Source organism: Kitasatospora sp. NBC_01250 (assembly GCF_036226465.1).
GTDB lineage: Bacteria > Actinomycetota > Actinomycetes > Streptomycetales > Streptomycetaceae > Kitasatospora.
This window is the reverse complement of the sequence record NZ_CP108476.1, coordinates 6,736,137-6,754,576: the sequence shown is the minus strand read 5'-3', so window position 1 is coordinate 6,754,576 and position 18,440 is coordinate 6,736,137. Positions and strand designations below refer to the sequence as shown.

Annotated in this window: 19 protein-coding genes; 13 read left to right on the top strand and 6 right to left on the bottom strand. The window is 72.8% G+C overall.

Translation table 11 applies throughout. The features are described from left to right. Positions 1–3 precede the first annotated feature (3 nt). A complete protein-coding gene (locus OG500_RS28620; protein ID WP_329584276.1) occupies positions 4–1,188 on the bottom strand; it encodes a helix-turn-helix domain-containing protein in 1,185 nt (394 codons plus the stop codon). Positions 1,189–1,274: 86 nt separating this feature from the next. On the opposite strand from OG500_RS28620, the gene OG500_RS28615 reads away from it, so the two are divergent. Beyond that, the gene (locus OG500_RS28615; protein ID WP_329584274.1) at positions 1,275–1,814 is read left to right on the top strand and encodes a flavoprotein; all 540 of its coding nucleotides are present in this window, start codon (positions 1,275–1,277) and stop codon (positions 1,812–1,814) included. 110 nt (positions 1,815–1,924) lie between these two features. On the opposite strand, the gene OG500_RS28610 is transcribed toward OG500_RS28615, so the two are convergent. Continuing rightward, positions 1,925–2,569, bottom strand: coding sequence for a peptidoglycan recognition protein family protein (locus OG500_RS28610; protein WP_327069726.1), 645 nt, complete (start codon positions 2,567–2,569; stop codon positions 1,925–1,927). Between the two features lie 96 nt (positions 2,570–2,665). Between OG500_RS28610 and OG500_RS28605 the strand changes: the two genes are divergently transcribed. Then, positions 2,666–3,286 (top strand): TetR/AcrR family transcriptional regulator, encoded by a 621-nt coding sequence (locus OG500_RS28605; RefSeq protein ID WP_327069725.1) that lies wholly within the window; start codon positions 2,666–2,668, stop codon positions 3,284–3,286. 4 nt (positions 3,287–3,290) lie between these two features. On the opposite strand, the gene OG500_RS28600 is transcribed toward OG500_RS28605, so the two are convergent. Next, complete coding sequence (locus tag OG500_RS28600; protein ID WP_329584269.1) at positions 3,291–4,628, bottom strand: protein phosphatase 2C domain-containing protein; 1,338 nt, start codon at positions 4,626–4,628, stop codon at positions 3,291–3,293. 297 nt (positions 4,629–4,925) lie between these two features. Between OG500_RS28600 and OG500_RS28595 the strand changes: the two genes are divergently transcribed. From OG500_RS28595 to OG500_RS28580, 4 genes are all read left to right on the top strand, one after another. Then, on the top strand, positions 4,926–5,381 hold the full coding sequence (locus OG500_RS28595; RefSeq protein WP_329584267.1) for a hypothetical protein: 456 nt from the start codon (positions 4,926–4,928) through the stop codon (positions 5,379–5,381). Between the two features lie 150 nt (positions 5,382–5,531). Continuing rightward, positions 5,532–6,263 (top strand): DUF3105 domain-containing protein, encoded by a 732-nt coding sequence (locus tag OG500_RS28590; RefSeq protein WP_327069722.1) that lies wholly within the window; start codon positions 5,532–5,534, stop codon positions 6,261–6,263. Then, complete coding sequence (locus tag OG500_RS28585; RefSeq protein WP_329584265.1) at positions 6,242–7,009, top strand: DUF305 domain-containing protein; 768 nt, start codon at positions 6,242–6,244, stop codon at positions 7,007–7,009. Before OG500_RS28590 ends, OG500_RS28585 begins: the two co-directional genes overlap by 22 nt. Positions 7,010–7,208: 199 nt before the next feature. Next, positions 7,209–7,799 carry a MarR family winged helix-turn-helix transcriptional regulator gene (locus tag OG500_RS28580; protein WP_327069720.1) on the top strand — a complete coding sequence of 197 codons (591 nt, stop codon included), beginning with the start codon at positions 7,209–7,211 and terminating at the stop codon, positions 7,797–7,799. Positions 7,800–7,845: 46 nt separating this feature from the next. On the opposite strand, the gene OG500_RS28575 is transcribed toward OG500_RS28580, so the two are convergent. The 3 genes from OG500_RS28575 to OG500_RS28565 all read right to left on the bottom strand — a co-directional run bounded on the left by OG500_RS28575 (position 7,846) and on the right by OG500_RS28565 (position 12,342). Further along, positions 7,846–9,432 carry a DNA-3-methyladenine glycosylase 2 family protein gene (locus tag OG500_RS28575; RefSeq protein WP_329584262.1) on the bottom strand — a complete coding sequence of 529 codons (1,587 nt, stop codon included), beginning with the start codon at positions 9,430–9,432 and terminating at the stop codon, positions 7,846–7,848. A 72-nt stretch (positions 9,433–9,504) separates the two neighbouring features. Further along, the gene (gene rsgA / locus OG500_RS28570) at positions 9,505–10,677 is read right to left on the bottom strand and encodes a ribosome small subunit-dependent GTPase A (RefSeq protein ID WP_442907072.1); all 1,173 of its coding nucleotides are present in this window, start codon (positions 10,675–10,677) and stop codon (positions 9,505–9,507) included. Between the two features lie 270 nt (positions 10,678–10,947). Then, complete coding sequence (locus OG500_RS28565; RefSeq protein ID WP_327069718.1) at positions 10,948–12,342, bottom strand: YihY/virulence factor BrkB family protein; 1,395 nt, start codon at positions 12,340–12,342, stop codon at positions 10,948–10,950. Between the two features lie 231 nt (positions 12,343–12,573). On the opposite strand from OG500_RS28565, the gene OG500_RS38255 reads away from it, so the two are divergent. From OG500_RS38255 to OG500_RS28535, 7 genes are all read left to right on the top strand, one after another. After that, on the top strand, positions 12,574–12,657 hold the full coding sequence (locus tag OG500_RS38255; protein WP_329492070.1) for a putative leader peptide: 84 nt from the start codon (positions 12,574–12,576) through the stop codon (positions 12,655–12,657). A gap of 199 nt (positions 12,658–12,856) precedes the next feature. Continuing rightward, on the top strand, positions 12,857–14,581 hold the full coding sequence (locus tag OG500_RS28560) for a nitrite/sulfite reductase (RefSeq protein ID WP_329584260.1): 1,725 nt from the start codon (positions 12,857–12,859) through the stop codon (positions 14,579–14,581). Continuing rightward, positions 14,578–14,757, top strand: a complete 180-nt coding sequence (locus OG500_RS28555; protein ID WP_329584258.1) for a hypothetical protein — start codon at positions 14,578–14,580, stop codon at positions 14,755–14,757. The genes OG500_RS28560 and OG500_RS28555 overlap by 4 nt, the downstream gene beginning before the upstream one ends. Then, positions 14,741–15,460: a phosphoadenylyl-sulfate reductase gene (locus OG500_RS28550; RefSeq protein WP_329584256.1), complete on the top strand. Its 720-nt coding sequence runs from the start codon at positions 14,741–14,743 to the stop codon at positions 15,458–15,460. The genes OG500_RS28555 and OG500_RS28550 overlap by 17 nt, the downstream gene beginning before the upstream one ends. Positions 15,461–15,520: 60 nt before the next feature. Continuing rightward, positions 15,521–16,105: an adenylyl-sulfate kinase gene (gene cysC, locus OG500_RS28545; protein ID WP_329587798.1), complete on the top strand. Its 585-nt coding sequence runs from the start codon at positions 15,521–15,523 to the stop codon at positions 16,103–16,105. Beyond that, positions 16,102–17,040: a sulfate adenylyltransferase subunit CysD gene (cysD, locus tag OG500_RS28540; RefSeq protein ID WP_327069714.1), complete on the top strand. Its 939-nt coding sequence runs from the start codon at positions 16,102–16,104 to the stop codon at positions 17,038–17,040. The genes cysC and cysD overlap by 4 nt, the downstream gene beginning before the upstream one ends. A 2-nt stretch (positions 17,041–17,042) precedes the next feature. Continuing rightward, complete coding sequence (locus tag OG500_RS28535) at positions 17,043–18,383, top strand: sulfate adenylyltransferase subunit 1 (protein ID WP_329584254.1); 1,341 nt, start codon at positions 17,043–17,045, stop codon at positions 18,381–18,383. Positions 18,384–18,440: the final 57 nt, after the last annotated feature.

The following is an 18,440-nucleotide window of genomic DNA, read 5'->3' as shown; positions in this document are numbered from 1 at the left end:
GAGTCAGATACCCAGCCAGGCAGCGAACCCGGTGACGGTGTCGGGTACGGTCCGGCGGGCACGCACGATGGCGAACATCGTCTCCCGTACCGTTGGGCTGTGCCGTGACTGCTGTGGAGCGAGCTCACGGGCCCGTAGAAGGTTCTGGAATGCCGCGTCGTGCTTGTTGGTCCACAGCAGTGCCCGGGCGATCTCCGCATGATGTCGGGCAGTCCTGCTGGCAGGCCAGTCGGTTGGGACGGTGACGGTAGAGGCGACCTGTAGGGCCTCTTGGTAGAGGCATTGATCGATCAAGGCGCTGGTCCGGTGGACGGACACGTTGGTGGGTCCGAAGGTCAGCCACCTAACACGGTGGATCTCGCCTACCTCGTTGGCAATGCGGTCTGCGGCGGCCAACTGCTCTTCTGCCTCATCTCGTTGCCCTGCGCGGGCGGCCAGGACCGCCGATCCGAGGTGCAGTTGCCCGATCACAGCTTCTCTCTCAAGACCGTCGGCGGCCTGAGCGGCAAGCTGGCGGCCGACCTCCGCAATGCGCATCCCGGTGCGGTATTGACCAGCCCGCAGGTAGGCGAGGGAACGCAAGTACTGGCGAGTGCTGGCGCTAACAGCATCGGATGCTCGTTCGGACGCCCAAGCCATGCGGTCCAGGGCGAGAGCCGAGAGGTCGTGGAATCCGAGCTTATGGGCGATGTCATACGCGGAGCGGTACGTGCTGGCGAGGGCCTGCCACAGGCGATCGTCTGGGGTCGTATAGGCAGCGCTCGTAATTTCGGCGATCAGGCCCGCAAGCTCTGCAGCGACGGTCCGCAGGTCGCCGCCGCGGATCAGGCCGCACATGCGATCCGCATCTGCCACCAGCTCCTGGATCGAGCGGATGGACAGGTCATCGTCGGCACCGAGGTCAAACAGGTCCAGGGCCTCGCGAATGGGCTGGATCAACCCGTCGAGCCGGTCTTGGCAGAGCGCGTCCACGTACGGCTGGCCGGTGAGGTCCGCGACCGACACCGAGAGCGCCCGTGCAAGCGCCGCGAGGACTGGAGGGCTTGCGGGTTTGTCGCCCTGCTCGATCTTGAACATGAGGCTGTAGCTGATGTTCGCCCTGTCAGCGAGGCCTCGCTGGGTGAGGTGGCGGACTTTGCGGAACGCGGCGATGCGGGCGCCCACGCTGTCAGGATCTGGATTGGCCATGGCGGATCCCCTGGTCTGACTACCGAGTGCGATGACGATACCCCCGAACGTGGTCACTGTGATCCGGATCTCGTACTGTCAGCGGCATGCCGACTGATCGAGTGCTCTATCTGCTGGGGTCCGCAGCACCGCCCGTGCTCAACCTCGCACCAGTTATCGAACAGGCCCAGACCGATGGGTGGCGTGTGTGCCTGGGATTGACGCCAACGGCGGCCGACTGGCTGACTGGCGAGCTCGCCGAGCTGGAGCGCCTCACTGGTCACCCTGTACGCAGCCGCCACCGACGCCCGGGCGAGCCCGATGTCTGGCCTCCCGCCACGGCCGCCCTGCTGGCGCCAGCCACCTTCAACACCCTGAACTCGTGGGCACTCGGCCTGACGAGCAGCTTCATCGTTGGCTTCGCGGCTGAGGCCATCGGCAAGGGGATCCCGCTGGTCACGATGCCCTGCGTGAACTCAGCGTTCCTCGCGCATCCGCAGTTCGAACACAGTGTTGCCGTGCTCCGCGGGGCTGGTGTGCGTGTGCTCCTCGGCCCGGGCGGCTTCGTGCCGAACATCCCTGGCCAGGGCAACCCTGCCGCGTATCCGTGGGGCGCGGCGCTGGCGACCGTCAGGAATGTGACCTGACACCTGCGATGGAACGTCGCATTGCGGGTTCCCTGCAGGAGCGGCCGAGAGGTCGACAGGCGGCGGCATCCACTGCATCACCCAGCAGCAGCCCCAGGTCTGACGCTGGCTCAGCCCGCAGCCCCCGGCGGGGCCTGAGGCGGCCGGGGCGGGCGGCTGCCCTTGCGGGGGCCGGGCGTGCCACGGCGCCCGCCGGGGTGGGAGGGGCCGGCGGCGCCCGGCGGCGGGACATGGCCGCCCGGGGCGGGTCGGGGGGCGCCGGCCAGAATCCAGGCGTAGAGCGGGTCGCCCGGGCACTGGGTCGGATAGCCGTCCCGGTGCCCCTTGACCTCCGACCCGGCGCCGCCCTCCCGCCTCAACCACTCGATGGCGTCGCACACTCCGGCCAGCAGCGCATCGTTCGGCTCGGTGAGCCCGGAGTCGCCGAGCATGGCGCAGACCGCGTAGTGCGCGAGGTTGAGCGGCTGGTTGCCGTTGGCACCCGTCTCGTGGTGCGGGCCGCGTCCCTCGAAGACGTAGGAGTGCGGGCAGATCACGGCGTTGTAGGCGATGTCGATCCAACCCTCGGTGGGGTTGGCCAGGTGCGCCGCCTGGATGGCGCGTACCCGCCCCGCGCACCACTCGTGATGGTCCACCAGATCGGCCGGGACCGGCTCACCTTCGTAGTGGACCTTCACACCCTGGGTAGTCGCCACGTACGTCCAGTCGGCCTTGGGCGGTTGCGCACCCCACTCGGCGCGGGTGACCAGCTGCATGCGACCAGGCTAGCGACGTCCCGCAGGGCCTGTCACCCGACCTGCTGTCACCTAACCTGAGAAGCACCCCGCCCCCGGCCCCAAGGAGTCCGCAGCATGGCAGAGCCCCGGTCCCGGCGGCCCGCGCGGCCTCGGGAGGAGGTGCTGGCGGTGGCGATGGCGGCGATCGCGGAGCACGGGCTGGCGAAGCTGACCATGGCGGGCCTCGGCAAGCAGCTGGGGATGAGCGCCGGGCACCTGCTCTACTACTTCGGCAGCAAGGACCAGCTGCTGCTGGAGACGCTGCGCTGGAGCGAGGACCAGCTCGGCGAGCGGCGGCGGGCGGCGCTGGGGCAGCCGGGGTTGAGCGCCTGGCAGCGGTTCACGGCGTACGCGGAGCTGTATCTGGCCGACGGGCCCGGGGATCCGCGCTGGATCCTGTGGGTCGAGGTGTGGGGGCGCTCACCGGCCAGCGAGGAGATCCGGCAGGGGCAGCTGGCGATCGAGGCACCGTGGCAGGCGGACCTGGCGGCACTGATCGAGGACGGGGTGGCGCGGCGGGAGTTCCGGCCGGGCTCGGCCGAGGAGCGGGCGGCGCAGTTGCGGGCCGTGCTGGACGGGTTCTCGGTGCCGCTGGCGATCGGGCTGCCGGGAGTGGCGCGGGAGAGTTCGGCGGCGCAGGTGTCCGCGGTGGCGGCGGCGCTGCTGAAGCCGCTCGCCGCCACCGCGGAGTGCTGATCCGTCAGTCCGACCAGAGCGCGGCGGCCGTGCGGTCGTCCGCGTAGCCCTTGGCACGGACCTGGACCTGGCGCAGGAAGTCGACCGTGCCGGGCGGGTGCGGGTGGGACCAGTGGGTGGCCAGGAAGTGGGCGACGGCCGGCTCCTCGGCGATCGGCTCGGCCAGCCCCGGCGAGCAGAGCAGCAGGATGTCGCCGGGCGTCACCGGGACCAGCCGGAACCGGAACGGGCGCGGCTCGGGCACGGCGGCCGGGCCGTCCGGGTGGTGCAGCAGACGGGCGCCGTAGGCGTCGATCCAGTGCCCGGCCCGGAGCAGGTAGAGGCCGCCGGGGCCCAGGCCGAAGGCGGCCCGGTGGGTGGCCGCCGGGTCGAGGGAGATCAGCAGGCAGTGCAGCGCCCCGGCGTCCGGCGCCACCGCGCGCAGGCCCGCGGCGGCGCGCGCGGTCAGCCGCTGGAGCCCGTAGCGCAGCCGGTCGCGGGCGCCCTCGCGCAGGTCGGCGGCGAGTTCGGCGCACGAGCGGCCGATCGCCTCGGCCAGGTGGGCGCAGGCCTGCTGGATGGTGTCGGGCAGCGGTTGGGCCGGGTCGGCCGCGGCCCCGGCCGCGGAATCGACGCGCGGATCGACCCGGGGGCGGGCCCGGCTGCCGAGGACGGCGAGCACCAGGCCGTCCGGCGCCTCACCGAAGCGGGTCACCAGGAGCGCGTCCCCGCGCGGCTCGCCGCGGTAGCGGGCGGAGTCGCCGCGCACGGAGGCGGCGCGCAGGGTGAAGCCCGGGTACTGGGCGCCGTCGAGGACCGTGTCGGGGACGACGGCTGACGCGCGTTCGGGGAGCGCGGCGGGCAGCACGGTGGGCTCGGGCCCGTAGGTCGGCGGCCGGGAACCGACGTGCGGCGCGGGGGCGGGCGGGACTACGGGGGCGGGCGGGGGCACCGGGGCAGGCGGGGCGGCGGGGGCGGGCGGGGCGGCGGGAGGACGAGCGGGCTTGGTGAGGTCCAGCTTGGCGGGAGCGGGCGCGGGCGTGGGGACGGGCACGGGTGCGGGCGCGGCCTCGGAAGCGGGCTGCGACTCAGGTCCGGGCTCGGGCTCCGCCGCCGCCGGCTCAGGCTCCGGCTCCAGGTCCGGCTCCGCCGCCGGCTCGCCCTCCCCCGAGCGCTGCGTCCCGATCAGGCCCACCGCCGAGGCGATCGAGTCGAACCAGTCGTCCACGCTGCCGTCCCCGCCCGCCGCCTGCGGGGTGTCGGGCAGGCGGCCGGCCGGACCCTCGTAGACGTGGGCCCACCAACCGTCCCGCGCGTCCCCGTCCTCCGGGCGGCGCTGTGCTGGGGCGCCCTGGTTGGTCATCTTCCGGCTCCTCGTCGCTTGGCAGGCGTGCGTGCGGGTCAGCTGCGGGGGTGGGCCACCAGGTCATTCTGCCCACGGGCTCGGCCGCTGTCCGGGCTTTGTCCGGGCTTTCCCCGCGAAGGCGACGATCCGGCCTCCGCCGCGGAAACACCCGATCCGGCACGGTTTCAGCCAAAAGAAGCGACCTATAAGGGGGACCCCACCACCCATCTGGCTGATTAATATGTGCGCATGACCGCGCCAGGACCTGTCCGACCGAAGCCGGGGAGTGCCGCTTTCGCCGGCCGCCCGGGCGGCGTGTCGTGGATCCTGCCGCTGGTCGGCCTCCTGGTGGCGCTGCTGGTCGCGCTGCCCTGCGCGGGCTCGGCCCACGCAGCGACGCCCGTCCCGACGCCCGCGCCCGTTCACACGGCGACGGCGGCACCGTCGAGCGCGGCACCGTCCGCTGACGAAGCCGGCCGGTCCCACCTCGGCAAGGGCCGCCCCGGCAAGGACCGGGTCGCACCGGGGTACCCCTTCCAGCCGACCCTGTGCATGGTCAGCGACCCCGATCGCAGGCCCGGCGACGGCTGCTCCAGCCACCCGTTCAGTGCCCAGGAAGCACAGCTGCCGAACGCCCCGCCGCACCCCGGCAAGGCCGAGCCGCCGCTGCTGGTGACGGTCGCACCGGCCCCGGCGCTCCGCCCCGCGGACACCGAACCAGGGCCGAGGACCGCCCCTGATCTCCACCTGCTTCAGGTCAACCGGACCTAGAGCGGAACCCCCGCCGGTCCGGCCCCGGGCACACCGTGACGTCCCGTTCGACGGTGTCCGCCCCTCGCCCGGCCTGCGGTCTCCACCCCTTCCTGTTACACCTCATTCCGCCGTGCGCACACCCCGCCGGCGGGGACAAGGATGATCTCCGTGGGTTCCGCCTCCAAGCAGACCAACAACGGCCCGGGCGGCAAGAACGCCGGCGCCGCCAAGTCGGACGAGCCGCTGGTGACCAACCGCTCGGCGAAGGCCAAGGGCGGCAAGCAGGCCGACCGCCGCGAGCGCATCGCCCAGCTGCGGGCGGAGGAGCAGCGCCGCGAGAAGCGGATGAAGGTCATCGCCTTCTCGGTGGCCGGCGTGCTGATCGCGGCCACCGTCGGCGTCGGCGGCTACATCGTCGTCGACGCCAACAAGAAGCACGACAAGGAGGTCGCGGCCGCGAAGGCGCCGATCCCGGGCGTGCAGACGTGGACCGGCCTGACCCGCAACCACGTGCAGGGCACGGTCAACTACCCGCAGACCCCGCCGGTCGGCGGCGACCACAACCCGGTCTGGCTGACCTGCATGGGCAACGTCTACGACAAGCCGGTGCAGAACGAGAACGCGGTGCACTCGCTGGAGCACGGCGCGGTCTGGGTCACCTACAACGACAAGGCCACCGCGGACGACATCAAGACGCTGTCGGACAAGGTCAAGGTCACCCCGTACTCGATGATGAGCCCGTACCCGACCGAGAAGGGCACCATCACCCTCAGCGCCTGGGGCACCCAGCTCGTGCTGGACAGCGCCAAGGACCCGCGGGTGAACGAGTTCTTCACCAAGTACGTCCAGGGCCCGCAGACCCAGGAGCCCGGCGCGTCGTGCAGCGACGGGGCGATGTAGTGGCCGCCGCGCAGGGTGGCGCCGAGCCGCCTGCCGCCGACGAGCTGCCCGGCTTCGACGAGACGGACCGGCTGGACGACACCGGCGCCCTCGAGTCCGCCGCCGCGCCCGAGCGGCGGCGCACGCTCTGGTGGCCGGCCGCGCTGGCGGCGGTCGTGGCGCTCTGCCTGGGCGTCCCGGCGCTGGTGGCCAGCGCCTCCTCGGCCTCCGGCTCGTCGGTGTCCGCGCCGTCCACCAGCTCGCCCGAGGCCGGGTTCGCGCGGGACATGGCGACGCACCATCAGCAGGCGATCGACATGTCGTTCATCGTCCGGGACCGGACCGACAACGCCGAGGTGCGCGGGCTCGCCTTCGACATCATCAACACCCAGGCGAACCAGCGGGGCATGCTGATGGGCTACCTCGACCAGTGGGGGCTGACCCAGGCCTCCTCGGCCCCGCCGATGGCCTGGATGAAGATGGCGCCCTACCAGGCGCACGACGGCTCGCTGATGCCCGGGATGGCGACCAACACGCAGCTCGCCCAGCTCCAGCAGCTCAGCGGCACCGCGGCGGAGATCTTCTACCTGCAGCTGATGCTCAACCACCACAAGGGCGGCATCGCGATGGCGCAGGCCTACGCCGACGTGGCGCAGAACGCGGCGGAGAAGCGGCTGGCGGACTCGATGGTGGCCTCGCAGAGCTCCGAGATCCAGCTGATGACGACCATGCTCGCGGAGCGCGGCGCCAAGCCGCTGCCGTCCTAGCCGTCGCAACCGCTGTCGCAGCCGCAACCGCTGTCGCAGCCGCTGTCGTACGAGTCGGGCCAGGACCGCGCCCGTCGGCCCGGGGTCTCCACGGAGATCGCCGGGCCGGCGGGCGCGGTCGTGTCCGGACGGGCGTGCGCGGCTCCGACCGGGCCGTCCGACGCGGAATCAGCAGCGGCAAACCGCTACGCTGTCGCCCATGTCCGCCGCGCCCCGCCCCCTGCCGCCGACCGACCCGGCCGATCAGGCCGATCAGTCCGGCCACGCCGGTTCCGGCCCGGAGCGGGCCCAGGGCCAGGACGCCGCCCGGCAGCTCGGCTCGGCGCTGGAGGAGGCGCAGGCCATCGAGCGGGCGCAACGGCTGACGGACGTCGTGACCCGGCTGCGCCGCGCGCTGCGCAGCAGCATCAGGACCGACTACCCGTGGGAGTCGCTGCCCATGGCGCAGGTGGAGCTGCTGCAGACGCTGGCCGCCGCCCCGCTGCGGGTCGGCGAGCTGGCGGCCCGGCAGAAGCTGGCGCCGAACACGGTCAGCGGTCTGGTCGGCAAGCTGCTGGACGCCGGCTTCGTGGACCGCCAGGCCGACCCCGGCGACCGCCGCACCGCCCGGATCGCGCTCACCGCGGCCGGCCACCAGCAGCTCGCCGACTGGCAGCGCGCGCACGAGCGCCGGATCGCGGGCGCGCTGGCCACGCTCTCCCCCGCGGAGCACGACGCGGTCATGGCCGCGCTGCCCGGCCTGGACCACCTGGCCAGGGCGCTGGCGGGCGGCATCCCGGCCGACGCCTGACCCCTGCCGCCCGCGCTGCGACCGTCCGCGCTGCGACCCGCCCGCGCTACCTCGCGTCCGACGCCGACGCCCCGTCCGAAGGCCCGTCCGACGCCGACGCCCACAGCTGGTGCACCGCGTACGAGCGCCACGGCGACCAGGCGAGCGCCGCCGCCGCAGCCGACCTGGCGTCGCCGGGTGCGCCGAGCCGGACCAGGCCGTGCCGCACGCCGAGGTCGCCGGGCAGGAAGACGTCCGGGTCGCCCAGTGCCCGCATCCGCAGGTAGCCCACCGTCCACGGGCCGATACCGCGCAGCGCGAGCAGTTGCTCGGCGGCCTGCTCGCGGTCCACGCCGGGATCCAGCCGCACGGTGCCCTCGGCGAGCGCCGCACACAGGCCGCGCAGCGCCTGCTGCCGGGAGGCGGGCATCGCGAGGTCGGCCGGGTCGGCGTCGGCCAGCGCGCCCGCCTCGGGGAAGAGCACGCTGAGCCCGCCGCTCGGCTCGCCCTCGCCCTCGCCGCTCGTAGGCCGCGCGGTGCCCATCGAGAGCGGGGTGCCGTAGCGGGCGGCCAGCCGGCCGGCCAGCGTGCGAGCGGCGGCCACGGTGACCTGCTGGCCGAGCACCGCGCGCACCGCGAGCTCGTGCGGGTCGACGTGGCCGGGCGAGCGCAGTCCGGGGCGCCGGGCGACCAGCGGGCCGAGCAGCGGGTCGGCGCCGAGCTGTTCGGCGACCGCCTGCGGGTCGGCGTCCAGGTCGAAGAGCGCGCGCAGCCGGTGCACGGCGGTGGTCAGGTCGCGCAGGTCGGTCAGCCGCAGCCGGCAGTCCAGCCAGCCCCGGTCCGGCCGCACCGCGTCACCGGGCGGGAGTGCGTCGACCTCGGCGATCGCCTGGCCGTGCGGCAGGCGCAGCGTGCGGCGGTAGGTGCGCACGCCCCGGGCACCGCTGACCACCTCCTCCACGCCGGGGACGGCGCGCAGTGCGAGGAAGTCCATCAGGTGCCCGGTGTCGATCGACCCCCGGTAGGCGAGCCGCAGGCTGAGCGCACCGGCCACCGCCGCCTGCGGGCCGCCGGCGCTCCCGCCGCCGCCCGCGCCGCGCGCCTCGGCCCGCAGGCCGCTGGGCGTGCGGTCGTAGACCTCCCGCACGGTGTCGTTGAACTGCCGCACCGAGGCGAATCCCGCCGCGAACGCGACCTCGGTGACCGGCAGCCGGGTGGTCTGCAGCAGCAGCCGGGCCGCCTGCGCGCGCTGCGCGCGGGCCAGCGCGATCGGGCCGGCGCCCAGCTCGGCGGTCAGCTGGCGCTGCAGCTGGCGGGCGCTGTAGCCGAGCCGCTCGGCCAGCCCGGCCACGCCCTCGCGGTCCACCACGCCGTCGCCGATCAGCCGCATCGCGCGGCCGACCAGGTCGGCGCGGTGGTTCCACTCCGGGGAGCCGGGCACCGAGTCGGGGCGGCAGCGCCGGCAGGCCCGGAAGCCGGCCCCCTGCGCCGCGGCGGCGGTGGGGTAGAAGGTGCAGTTGACCCGCTTGGGCGTGACCGCCGGGCAGCTGGGCCGGCAGTAGATGCCGGTGCTCGTCACCGCCGTGAAGAACACCCCGTCGAAGCGGGCGTCCCGACTGTCCACCGCTCGGTACCGCGTCTCGTCATCGATCACGGGTCCAGTGTGCGCCGCGACGGGAGGCCGGACTGGCGGGAATCGGACATGACCGTCAGCGGCTCGACCCGGTCACGGGCGGATGTGGTCCCGCGCTCCCTTCGTGCGCAGCTTCCAGACCCGCGCCCGCTCGGACGCCAACCGGGCGTCGGTGCGCGAGGCGATCCACTCGTTCTCGCGCTGGAGCTTGAGATAGCTGTCCATCCGGCGCTGCGGCAGCGTGCCGTCGGCGAGCGCGGCCTGGACCGCGCAGCCGGGCTCCGAGCGGTGCGAGCAGTCGTCGAAGCGGCACTCCTCGGCCAGCTCGGCGATCTCGGCGAACGCCTGGTCCAGGCCCTCGCCACCGTAGAGGCCCACGCCACGCAGGCCGGGCGTGTCGATCAGCACGCCGCCGCCCGGCAGCGGGATCAGCTCGCGCGTGGTCGTGGTGTGCCGGCCCTTCTGGTCCACGTCGCGGGTCTGCTGAACGGTCATCACCTGCGCGCCCGCCAGCGCGTTGGTCAGGGTGGACTTGCCGGCGCCGGACTGGCCGATCAGCGCCGTCGTGGTGCCGAGGCAGGCGCGCAGCACGTCCAGTCCGGCGCCGGTCTCGGCGCTGACCACCAGGACGGCGACGCCGGGCGCGACCCGCTCGACGTCCTCGCGGACGAACTCGGCGTCGTGCACCAGGTCGGCCTTGGTGAGCGCGACCAGCGGCTGCGCACCGCTCTCCCAGGCCAGCGCGACGAAGCGCTCGACCCGGCCGAGGTCGGGATCGCCGGCCAGCGAGACCGCGATCAGCACGGTGTCGATGTTGGCCGCCAGCACCTGGCCCTCGGAGGCCTTGCCGGCGCTCTTGCGGATGATCGCGCTGCCGCGCGGCAGCAGCGCCGCGACGGCGGCCAGCGGCTCGTCCCCCTCTCCGCGGGCCGTCGCGGACCTGCCGAGGTCGAGGGCGACCCAGTCCCCGGTGCACGGGTTCTCGATCGTCTCGGCGCTGCCCACCGCGCGGGTGTCGGCGCGGACGGTGCGCAGCTCGCCGCTGTCGGGATCGGCGATGACGACGTCGGCCCGGCCGCGGTCGACCCGGGCGAGCCGGCCCGGGACCAGGCCGGCCTCGGCGAACGGGGTGAAGAGGTCGGCCAGCTCGGCCGTCCAGCCGTGGCCGCCCAGCGGGAACGGCACCGGCTCGGCCGCCGGCGCGGCCGAGGAGTCGAGGGAGAGCGAAGAGGAGGAGGAAACGGAGAACGCGTGAGCGTCGAACAACGTGGTGAAGCCCTTCGGGAGGAAAGCGCGGTCCCGGGGGCTGAACGATCGTCAGCCGGCGGCCGGGGAGGAGAGCGGGGTACGAGTGCTGCGCGGGGCAGCCGTGAGCGCGGTGACGGTCATCGGGGCCCACCTCCTGCTTCTGCTTCCAGGGCCGTCGTACGGCCTGACGATCACGTGGACGAGCACGTGCGGGTGGCAGCCTAGAACACGCCGCCACCCGCCGCACCTGATTTTTCTACCGTGCCGCGGGCGAAGGGCCCGAGGACCTCAGGAGCCGTCCCACGGCGGCCTCGGCGGGTGGCTCGGCAGCGCCGAGTCCACCGGCCCCAGCTCCCCCGGGAACCGCCCGTCCCCCGCCCACGGCTCCACCGGCCGCTCGGCCGGCGCGCCCGGCAGCGGCTCGGCCGCCCGGTGCGGGGCGGCCCGGCGCGGCGCGGGGCGGTCGGTGTCCGGCGGCGGCGGCTGGACGCGCCGGTTGTGCCGGCGCGAGGGGCCGAGCCGCCCGCGGACGTTCTCCGGCGCCAGGAAGTCGGCCCACCGCTCGGGGTACTCCGAGGGCGCCTCGTCCTCGCCCTCGCCGTTCTCGTCCTCCTCCTCGAAGCCCTCGGCCAGGCCCAGCGCCCGGGCCCGCTGCGCCCGCTCGGCGGCCCGGCGGGCGCTGATCTCGCGGACCACGGCGGCGGCGTGCTGCTCGCTGGCCCGCTCGTTCTCGGCCCGCGCGTCAGCGGTCTCCACACTGGGCCAGCGGCGGTCTATCGCCGCGTTCATGGCCGCGCCGATCAGCACCGCGAGGGCGAGCACGAAGATCCACAGCAGCACCGCGATCGGCGCGGCCAGCGACCCGTAGATGGTCTGGCCGCCCTCGACCGAGTGCACCAGGTACAGGCGCAGCAGCAGGCTGCAGATCACCAGCATGCCGAGCGCGACCAGCGCGCCGGGGATGTCCTCGCGCCAGGGCGTGCTGGCCGGGACGGCCAGGTGGTAGAGCGTGGTCAGGAAGATGATCAGCAGCACGATCGCCACCGGCCAGTAGAGCGCGCTGACCAGTCCGGAGATGCTCGGCACCGCCGACATCACCAGCCCCGGTCCGGCCACCAGCAGTGGCAGCACCAGGGAGCCGATCACCAGCGCGCCCAGGTACAGGCCCAGCGACATGGACCGGGTCTTGACGATGCCGCGCTTGCCGTCCAGGCCGTACATGACGGTGATGGTGTCGATGAAGATGTACAGCGCCCGGGAGCCCGACCAGAGCGAGAAGAGGAAGCCGATCGAGATCAGGTCGGGGCGGCCCTTGGCGAAGACGTTGAGCAGCAGCGGCTTGACGGTCTGGTTGATCGAGGAGGGCGAGAGCACCGTGCCGGCCGCCGTCAGGATGTCCTGCTGGAGCTTCTGGATGGTGCCGGCGCCGAGCAGGTCGTCCAGGTAGCCGAGGGTGCCGGCCAGGCAGAGCAGCAGCGGCGGGATCGACAGCAGCGTGAAGAAGGCCGCCTCGGCGGCCAGCCCGGTGACCCGGTACTCGACGCAGGTGTTGGTGGTGTCCTTGATCAGCGCCCAGGCCGTGGCCTGCCAGTTCGAACGCCGTGCCGCCCGGCGGGCGCCCTTGCCCCGTCGTCGGGAGGGTCGCTCGGCCCCCGCTCTACTGGTCTCACCTGGTGCTTGCACACCGCATACGGTATCGGGCGGCCCGCGGCACCCGACCCCCCTCGGCTCGAACCGGCGGTCCGTCTTCACTCGTGGCGGCTACGGCAGTCACGCGTGGCGGCACTCGCGGTCGCGCGTGACGGCAATCGCCGTGCCACCCGACTCTCGGCCGCATCTCGCTATACGGAACAAACTCGTCCAGCTTTTGGACACCAGTGGACCGCGCCTCGCTCGCCGTGCGAATCTCTTGCCATGCCTAGCGCCGGAACCACCTTGGTAGGTCGACTCCACGTCGATCTCCTTCGCGTGTCCAGCGCCATCTGTCCGGTGATCTGAAGCCCCACCCCGGCCGCCGCCACCGCACCCGGCGCCACCCTGCCGCTCCTCTTGCCGCCCCGACTGCGCGAGCGCCCAGAGCCACGATCACCACCCCCCACCTCCTGCTGCGAACTCGCAGGTCAGCGTGGGTGCGTGCAGGTCCGAGGCCTGAGCGGGCACAGCCTCGTCAGAACCACCTGCCCGAAGGACGTCTGTTATGGCCACCACTCCCGACCCGGTCGAGCCCCAGCCCGCGGGCGCCGTCGCGCCGCGCGCCGGCGCGGCCCGCAAGGTGACCCGCCACCGCGGCGAGGGCCAGTGGGGCATGGGGCACTACACCCCGCTGAACGCCAACGAGCAGTTCAAGAAGGACGACGACGGTCTCAACGTGCGGACACGTATTGAGACGATCTACGCCCACCGGGGCTTCGACTCGATCGACCCGTCCGACCTGCGCGGCCGGATGCGCTGGTGGGGCCTCTACACCCAGCGCAGGGAGGGGATCGACGGCGGCAAGACCGCGATCCTGGACCCGCACGAGCTGGACGCCGAGTACTTCATGCTGCGGGTGCGGATCGACGGCGGCCGCCTGACGGTGGCCCAGCTCAAGGCGGTCTCCGAGGTCTCCCAGCAGTACGCGCGCGGCACCGCCGACCTGACCGACCGGCAGAACATCCAGTTCCACTGGATCCGGATCGAGGACGTCCCGGCGATCTGGCAGAAGCTGGAGGCGGTGGGCCTGTCCACCACCGAGGCCTGCGGCGACACCCCACGCGTCATCCTCGGCTCGCCGGTGGCCGGCGTCGCCGAGGACGAGATCATCGACGGCACGCCGGCGATCGAGGAGATCAACCGCCGCTTCATCGGCAACCCCGACTTCTCCAACCTGCCGCGCAAGTTCAAGTCGGCGATCTCCGGCTCGCCGCTGCTGGACGTGGCACACGAGATCAACGACGTCGCCTTCGTCGGCGTGGTGCACCCCGAGCACGGGCCGGGCTTCGACCTGTGGGTCGGCGGCGGCCTGTCCACCAACCCCAAGCTGGGCGTGCGGCTGGGCGCCTGGGTCCCGCTGGACGAGGTCGCCGACGTCTACGGCGGCGTGATCGGCGTCTTCCGCGACTACGGCTACCGCCGGCTGCGCAACCGCGCCCGGCTGAAGTTCCTGGTCGCCGACTGGGGCGTGGCCAAGTTCCGCCAGGTGCTGGAGGACGAGTACCTCAAGTACCAGCTGGTCGACGGCCCCGCGCCGACCGAGCCGAGCGGCACCTGGCGCGACCACGTCGGCGTACACCGGCAGAAGGACGGCCGCTACTACGTCGGCTTCGCGCCGCGGGTGGGCCGGGTGGACGGCGCGCTGCTCGGCAAGGTCGCCGAACTCGCCGCCGGGCACGGCTCGGACCGGCTGCGCACCACCGCCGAGCAGAAGATGCTGGTGCTGGACATCGCCGAGGAGCAGGTCGAGTCGCTGGTGGCCGGCCTGGAGGCGCTGGACCTGCGGGTCACCCCCTCGCCGTTCCGGCGCGGCACCATGGCCTGCACCGGCATCGAGTACTGCAAGCTCGCCATCGTCGAGACCAAGGAGCGCGGGCGCACCCTGATCGACGAACTGGAGCAGCGGCTGCCCGACTTCGCCGAGCCGCTCACCATCAACATCAACGGCTGCCCGAACGCCTGCGCCCGTATCCAGGTGGCGGACATCGGTCTCAAGGGGCAGCTGGTGACCGACGCGGACGGCAGGCAGGTGGAGGGCTACCAGGTCCACCTCGGCGGCGCGCTCGGCCTTCAGGCCGGCTTCGGCCGCAAGGTGCGCGGCCTGAAGGTCACCTCCGAGGAACTGCCCGACTACGTGGAACGGCTGCTGACCCGCTTCCAGGCCGAGCGCCACGAGGGCGAGCGGTTCGCCCAGTGGACCGCCCGGGCCGGCGAGGAGCAGCTGTCGTGAGCGAACGTGCAGCCCCTTTCTACTGCCCCTACTGCGGTGACGAGGACCTCCGTCCGTCGGAGACCGGCGGTCACGGCGCCTGGGAATGCGCGTCCTGCCGCCGCGCCTTCCAAGTGAAGTTCCTCGGCCTGCTGTCAGCTACGAACGGGGTACCCGCAGATGAGCACCGACCCTGAGACGACCGCCGCCGCCCGCGACCTGGCGGCGCTGGCCACCGCCGCCGCCCGCGACCTGGAGGAGGCCCCGGCGCAGGAGATCCTGCGCTGGGCCGCCGACACCTTCGGGCGCGGGCTCTGCGTCACCTCCTCGATGGAGGACGCGGTGGTGGCCCACCTGGCCTCCACCGCGCTGCCCGGCATCGACGTGCTCTTCCTGGACACCGGCTACCACTTCCCCGAGACCATCGGCACCCGGGACGCGGTGGCCGCCACCATGCCGCTCAACGTGATCACCCTGACGCCGCGCCAGAGCGTGGCCGAGCAGGACGCCGAGTACGGGCCCGACCTGCACGACCGGGACCCGGACCTGTGCTGCTCGCTGCGCAAGGTCGAGCCGCTGCAGCGCGGGCTGATGGGCTACGACGCGTGGGCCACCGGGCTGCGCCGCGACGAGTCGCCGTCACGGGCCGCCACCCCGGTGGTGGCCTGGGACGCCAAGCGCCGCAAGGTGAAGATCGCGCCGATCGCCCGCTGGACCCAGGACGACGTGGACGCCTACGTCCAGGCCAACGGGGTACTGCTCAACCCACTGCTCTGGGAGGGTTACACCTCGGTCGGCTGCGCACCGCTCTCCTGCACCCGCAAGCCCGGCGAGGGCGAGGACGCCCGGGCCGGCCGCTGGGCCGGGTCCGGCAAGGTCGAGTGCGGCATCCACCTCTGAGCAATTTTTTTGACCCTTCGTTACTTAATTTTGGAGCGAAACGTGAGCACAGCCGACACCTTGGCTGCCGCCGGGGAAGCCGCGGAGGCGGCCCCCGCGGCCGCCCCCTGTGACCGCGGCGCCACGGTGTGGCTGACCGGGCTGCCGAGCGCGGGCAAGACCACACTGGCCTTCGCGCTGGCCGAGCGGCTGCGGACCGAGGGGCACCGGGTGGAGGTGCTCGACGGGGACGAGATCCGCGAGTTCCTCTCCAAGGGCCTCGGGTTCACCCGCGAGGACCGGCACACCAACGTCACCCGGATCGGCTTCGTGGCCGAGAAGCTGGCCGCCAACGGCGTGAAGGTGCTCGCCCCGGTGATCGCCCCCTACGCCGACTCGCGCGCCGCGGTGCGCGAGCGCCACGCCGAGCGGGGCAGCGCCTTCCTGGAGGTGCACGTCGCCACCTCGGTCGAGGTCTGCTCCGAGCGCGACGTCAAGGGCCTGTACGCGCAGCAGGCCGCCGGCACCCTCACCGGGCTGACCGGCGTGGACGACCCCTACGAGGTGCCGGCCGCACCGGAGTTGCGCCTGCACACCGAGGGCCGCACGGTCGCCGAGTCGGCCGCCGAACTGCACACCTTCCTGACGACGAGGGGCCTGGCATGACGACCGCGACGCAGCGTCTGCTCGACACCGCGAAGAACCCCTTCGCGCTCTCCCACCTGGACGTGCTCGAAGCGGAGTCGGTGCACATCTTCCGTGAGGTGGCGGGTGAGTTCGAGCGGCCGGTGATCCTGTTCTCCGGCGGCAAGGACTCGATCGTCATGCTGCACCTGGCGTTGAAGGCCTTCGCTCCCGCGCCGGTCCCGTTCTCGCTGCTGCACGTGGACACCGGTCACAACTTCCCCGAGGTGATCGCCTACCGCGACCGCGTGGTGGCCGAACACGGCCTTCGTCTGCACGTGGCCTCAGTGCAGCGGTTCATCGACGAGGGCCGGCTGCGCGAGCGCCCCGACGGCACCCGCAACCCGCTGCAGACCGTCCCGCTGCTGGACGCCATCGAGACGGGCAGGTTCGACGCCGTCTTCGGCGGCGGGCGCCGCGACGAGGAGAAGGCCCGCGCCAAGGAACGCGTCTTCTCCCTGCGCGACGAGTTCGGCGCCTGGGACCCGCGCCGCCAGCGTCCCGAACTCTGGTCGCTCTACAACGGCCGGCACGCCGTGGGCGAACACGTCCGCGTCTTCCCGCTCTCCAACTGGACCGAGCTGGACGTCTGGCAGTACATCGAGCGCGAGTCGATCGACCTGCCGGAGATCTACTACGCCCACGAACGCGACGTCTTCGCCCGCGACGGCATGTGGCTGACCGCCGGCGACTGGGGCGGCCCCAAGGAAGGCGAAACGGTCCAGCGCCGCCTGATCCGCTACCGCACCGTGGGCGACATGTCCTGCACCGGCGCCGTCGACTCCGACGCCGCCACCATCGACCAGGTGATCACCGAGATCGCCGCCAGCCGCCTGACCGAGCGCGGAGCCACCCGGGCCGACGACAAGCTCTCCGAGGCCGCGATGGAAGACCGCAAGCGCGAGGGGTACTTCTAACCATGCCCAGCACCACCGAACTCACCCCCGCGGGGCAGAACGCAGCCACCTCGCTGCTGCGCTTCGCCACCGCCGGCTCCGTCGACGACGGCAAGTCCACCCTGGTCGGCCGCCTGCTCCACGACTCCAAGTCGGTCCTCACCGACCAGCTGGAAGCCGTCGAACACGCCTCCCGCAAACGCGGCCAGCAGGCACCGGACCTGGCACTGCTCACCGACGGCCTGCGCGCCGAACGCGAACAGGGCATCACCATCGACGTCGCCTACCGCTACTTCGCCACCGCCAAGCGCCGCTTCATCCTGGCCGACACCCCCGGCCACGTGCAGTACACCCGCAACATGGTCACCGGCGCCTCCACCGCCGAACTCGCCGTCGTCCTGGTCGACGCCCGCAACGGCGTCGTCGAACAGACCCGCCGCCACGCCGCCGTCGCCGCCCTGCTACGCGTCCCCCACGTCGTACTCGCCGTCAACAAGATGGACCTGGTCGACTACGCCGAACCCGTCTTCGCCGCCATCGCCGCCGAATTCACCGCCTACGCCGCCTCCCTCGGAATCGGCGACATCGTGGCAGTCCCGATCTCCGCACTCGCCGGCGACAACGTCGTCGAACCCTCCGCCCACATGGACTGGTACGGCGGCCCCACCCTCCTCGAACACCTGGAAACCGTCCGGACCGGCACCGACCCCAGCACCGACCCGGCCCGCTTCCCCGTCCAGTACGTCATCCGCCCCCAGTCCGAGGAACACCACGACTACCGCGGCTACGCCGGCCAACTGGCCTCCGGCGTCCTGCGCACCGGCGACACCGTCACCGTCCTCCCCTCCGGCCACACCACCACCGTGGCGGGCATCGACGTGCTCGGCGAGCAGCGCGACATCGCCTGGGCCCCGCAGTCGATCACCGTGCGCCTCACCGACGACCTCGACATCTCCCGCGGCGACCTCATCACCGCAGGCCCCACCCCTCGTCCCACCAAGGACGTCGAGGCCACCGTCTGCCACCTGCACGAGCGTCCGCTGCGCGCCGGCGACAAGGTACTGCTCAAACACACCACCCGCACCGTGCGCGCGCTGGTCAAGGAGATCAGCTACCGGATCGACATCGACACCCTCGAACAGCGCGGCGAAACCCAGGAGTTGAAGGTCAACGACATCGGCCACGTCCTCCTGCGCACCGCCGAGCCACTCGCCCTGGACCCCTACGCCGACAACCGGCTGACCGGCTCGTTCCTCCTGATCGACCCGGCCGACGGCAGCACCCTGACCGCCGTCATGGCCGGCGAGTCCTTCACCCGCGCGACAGCCGAGGGCGCCCCGGCGGCCGAGGAGGAGTGGGTCTGATGGCCGGCGAGGCGTTCTCCGGCATGGACAAGGAAGGCGGCCGCATCGGCAGCGGCG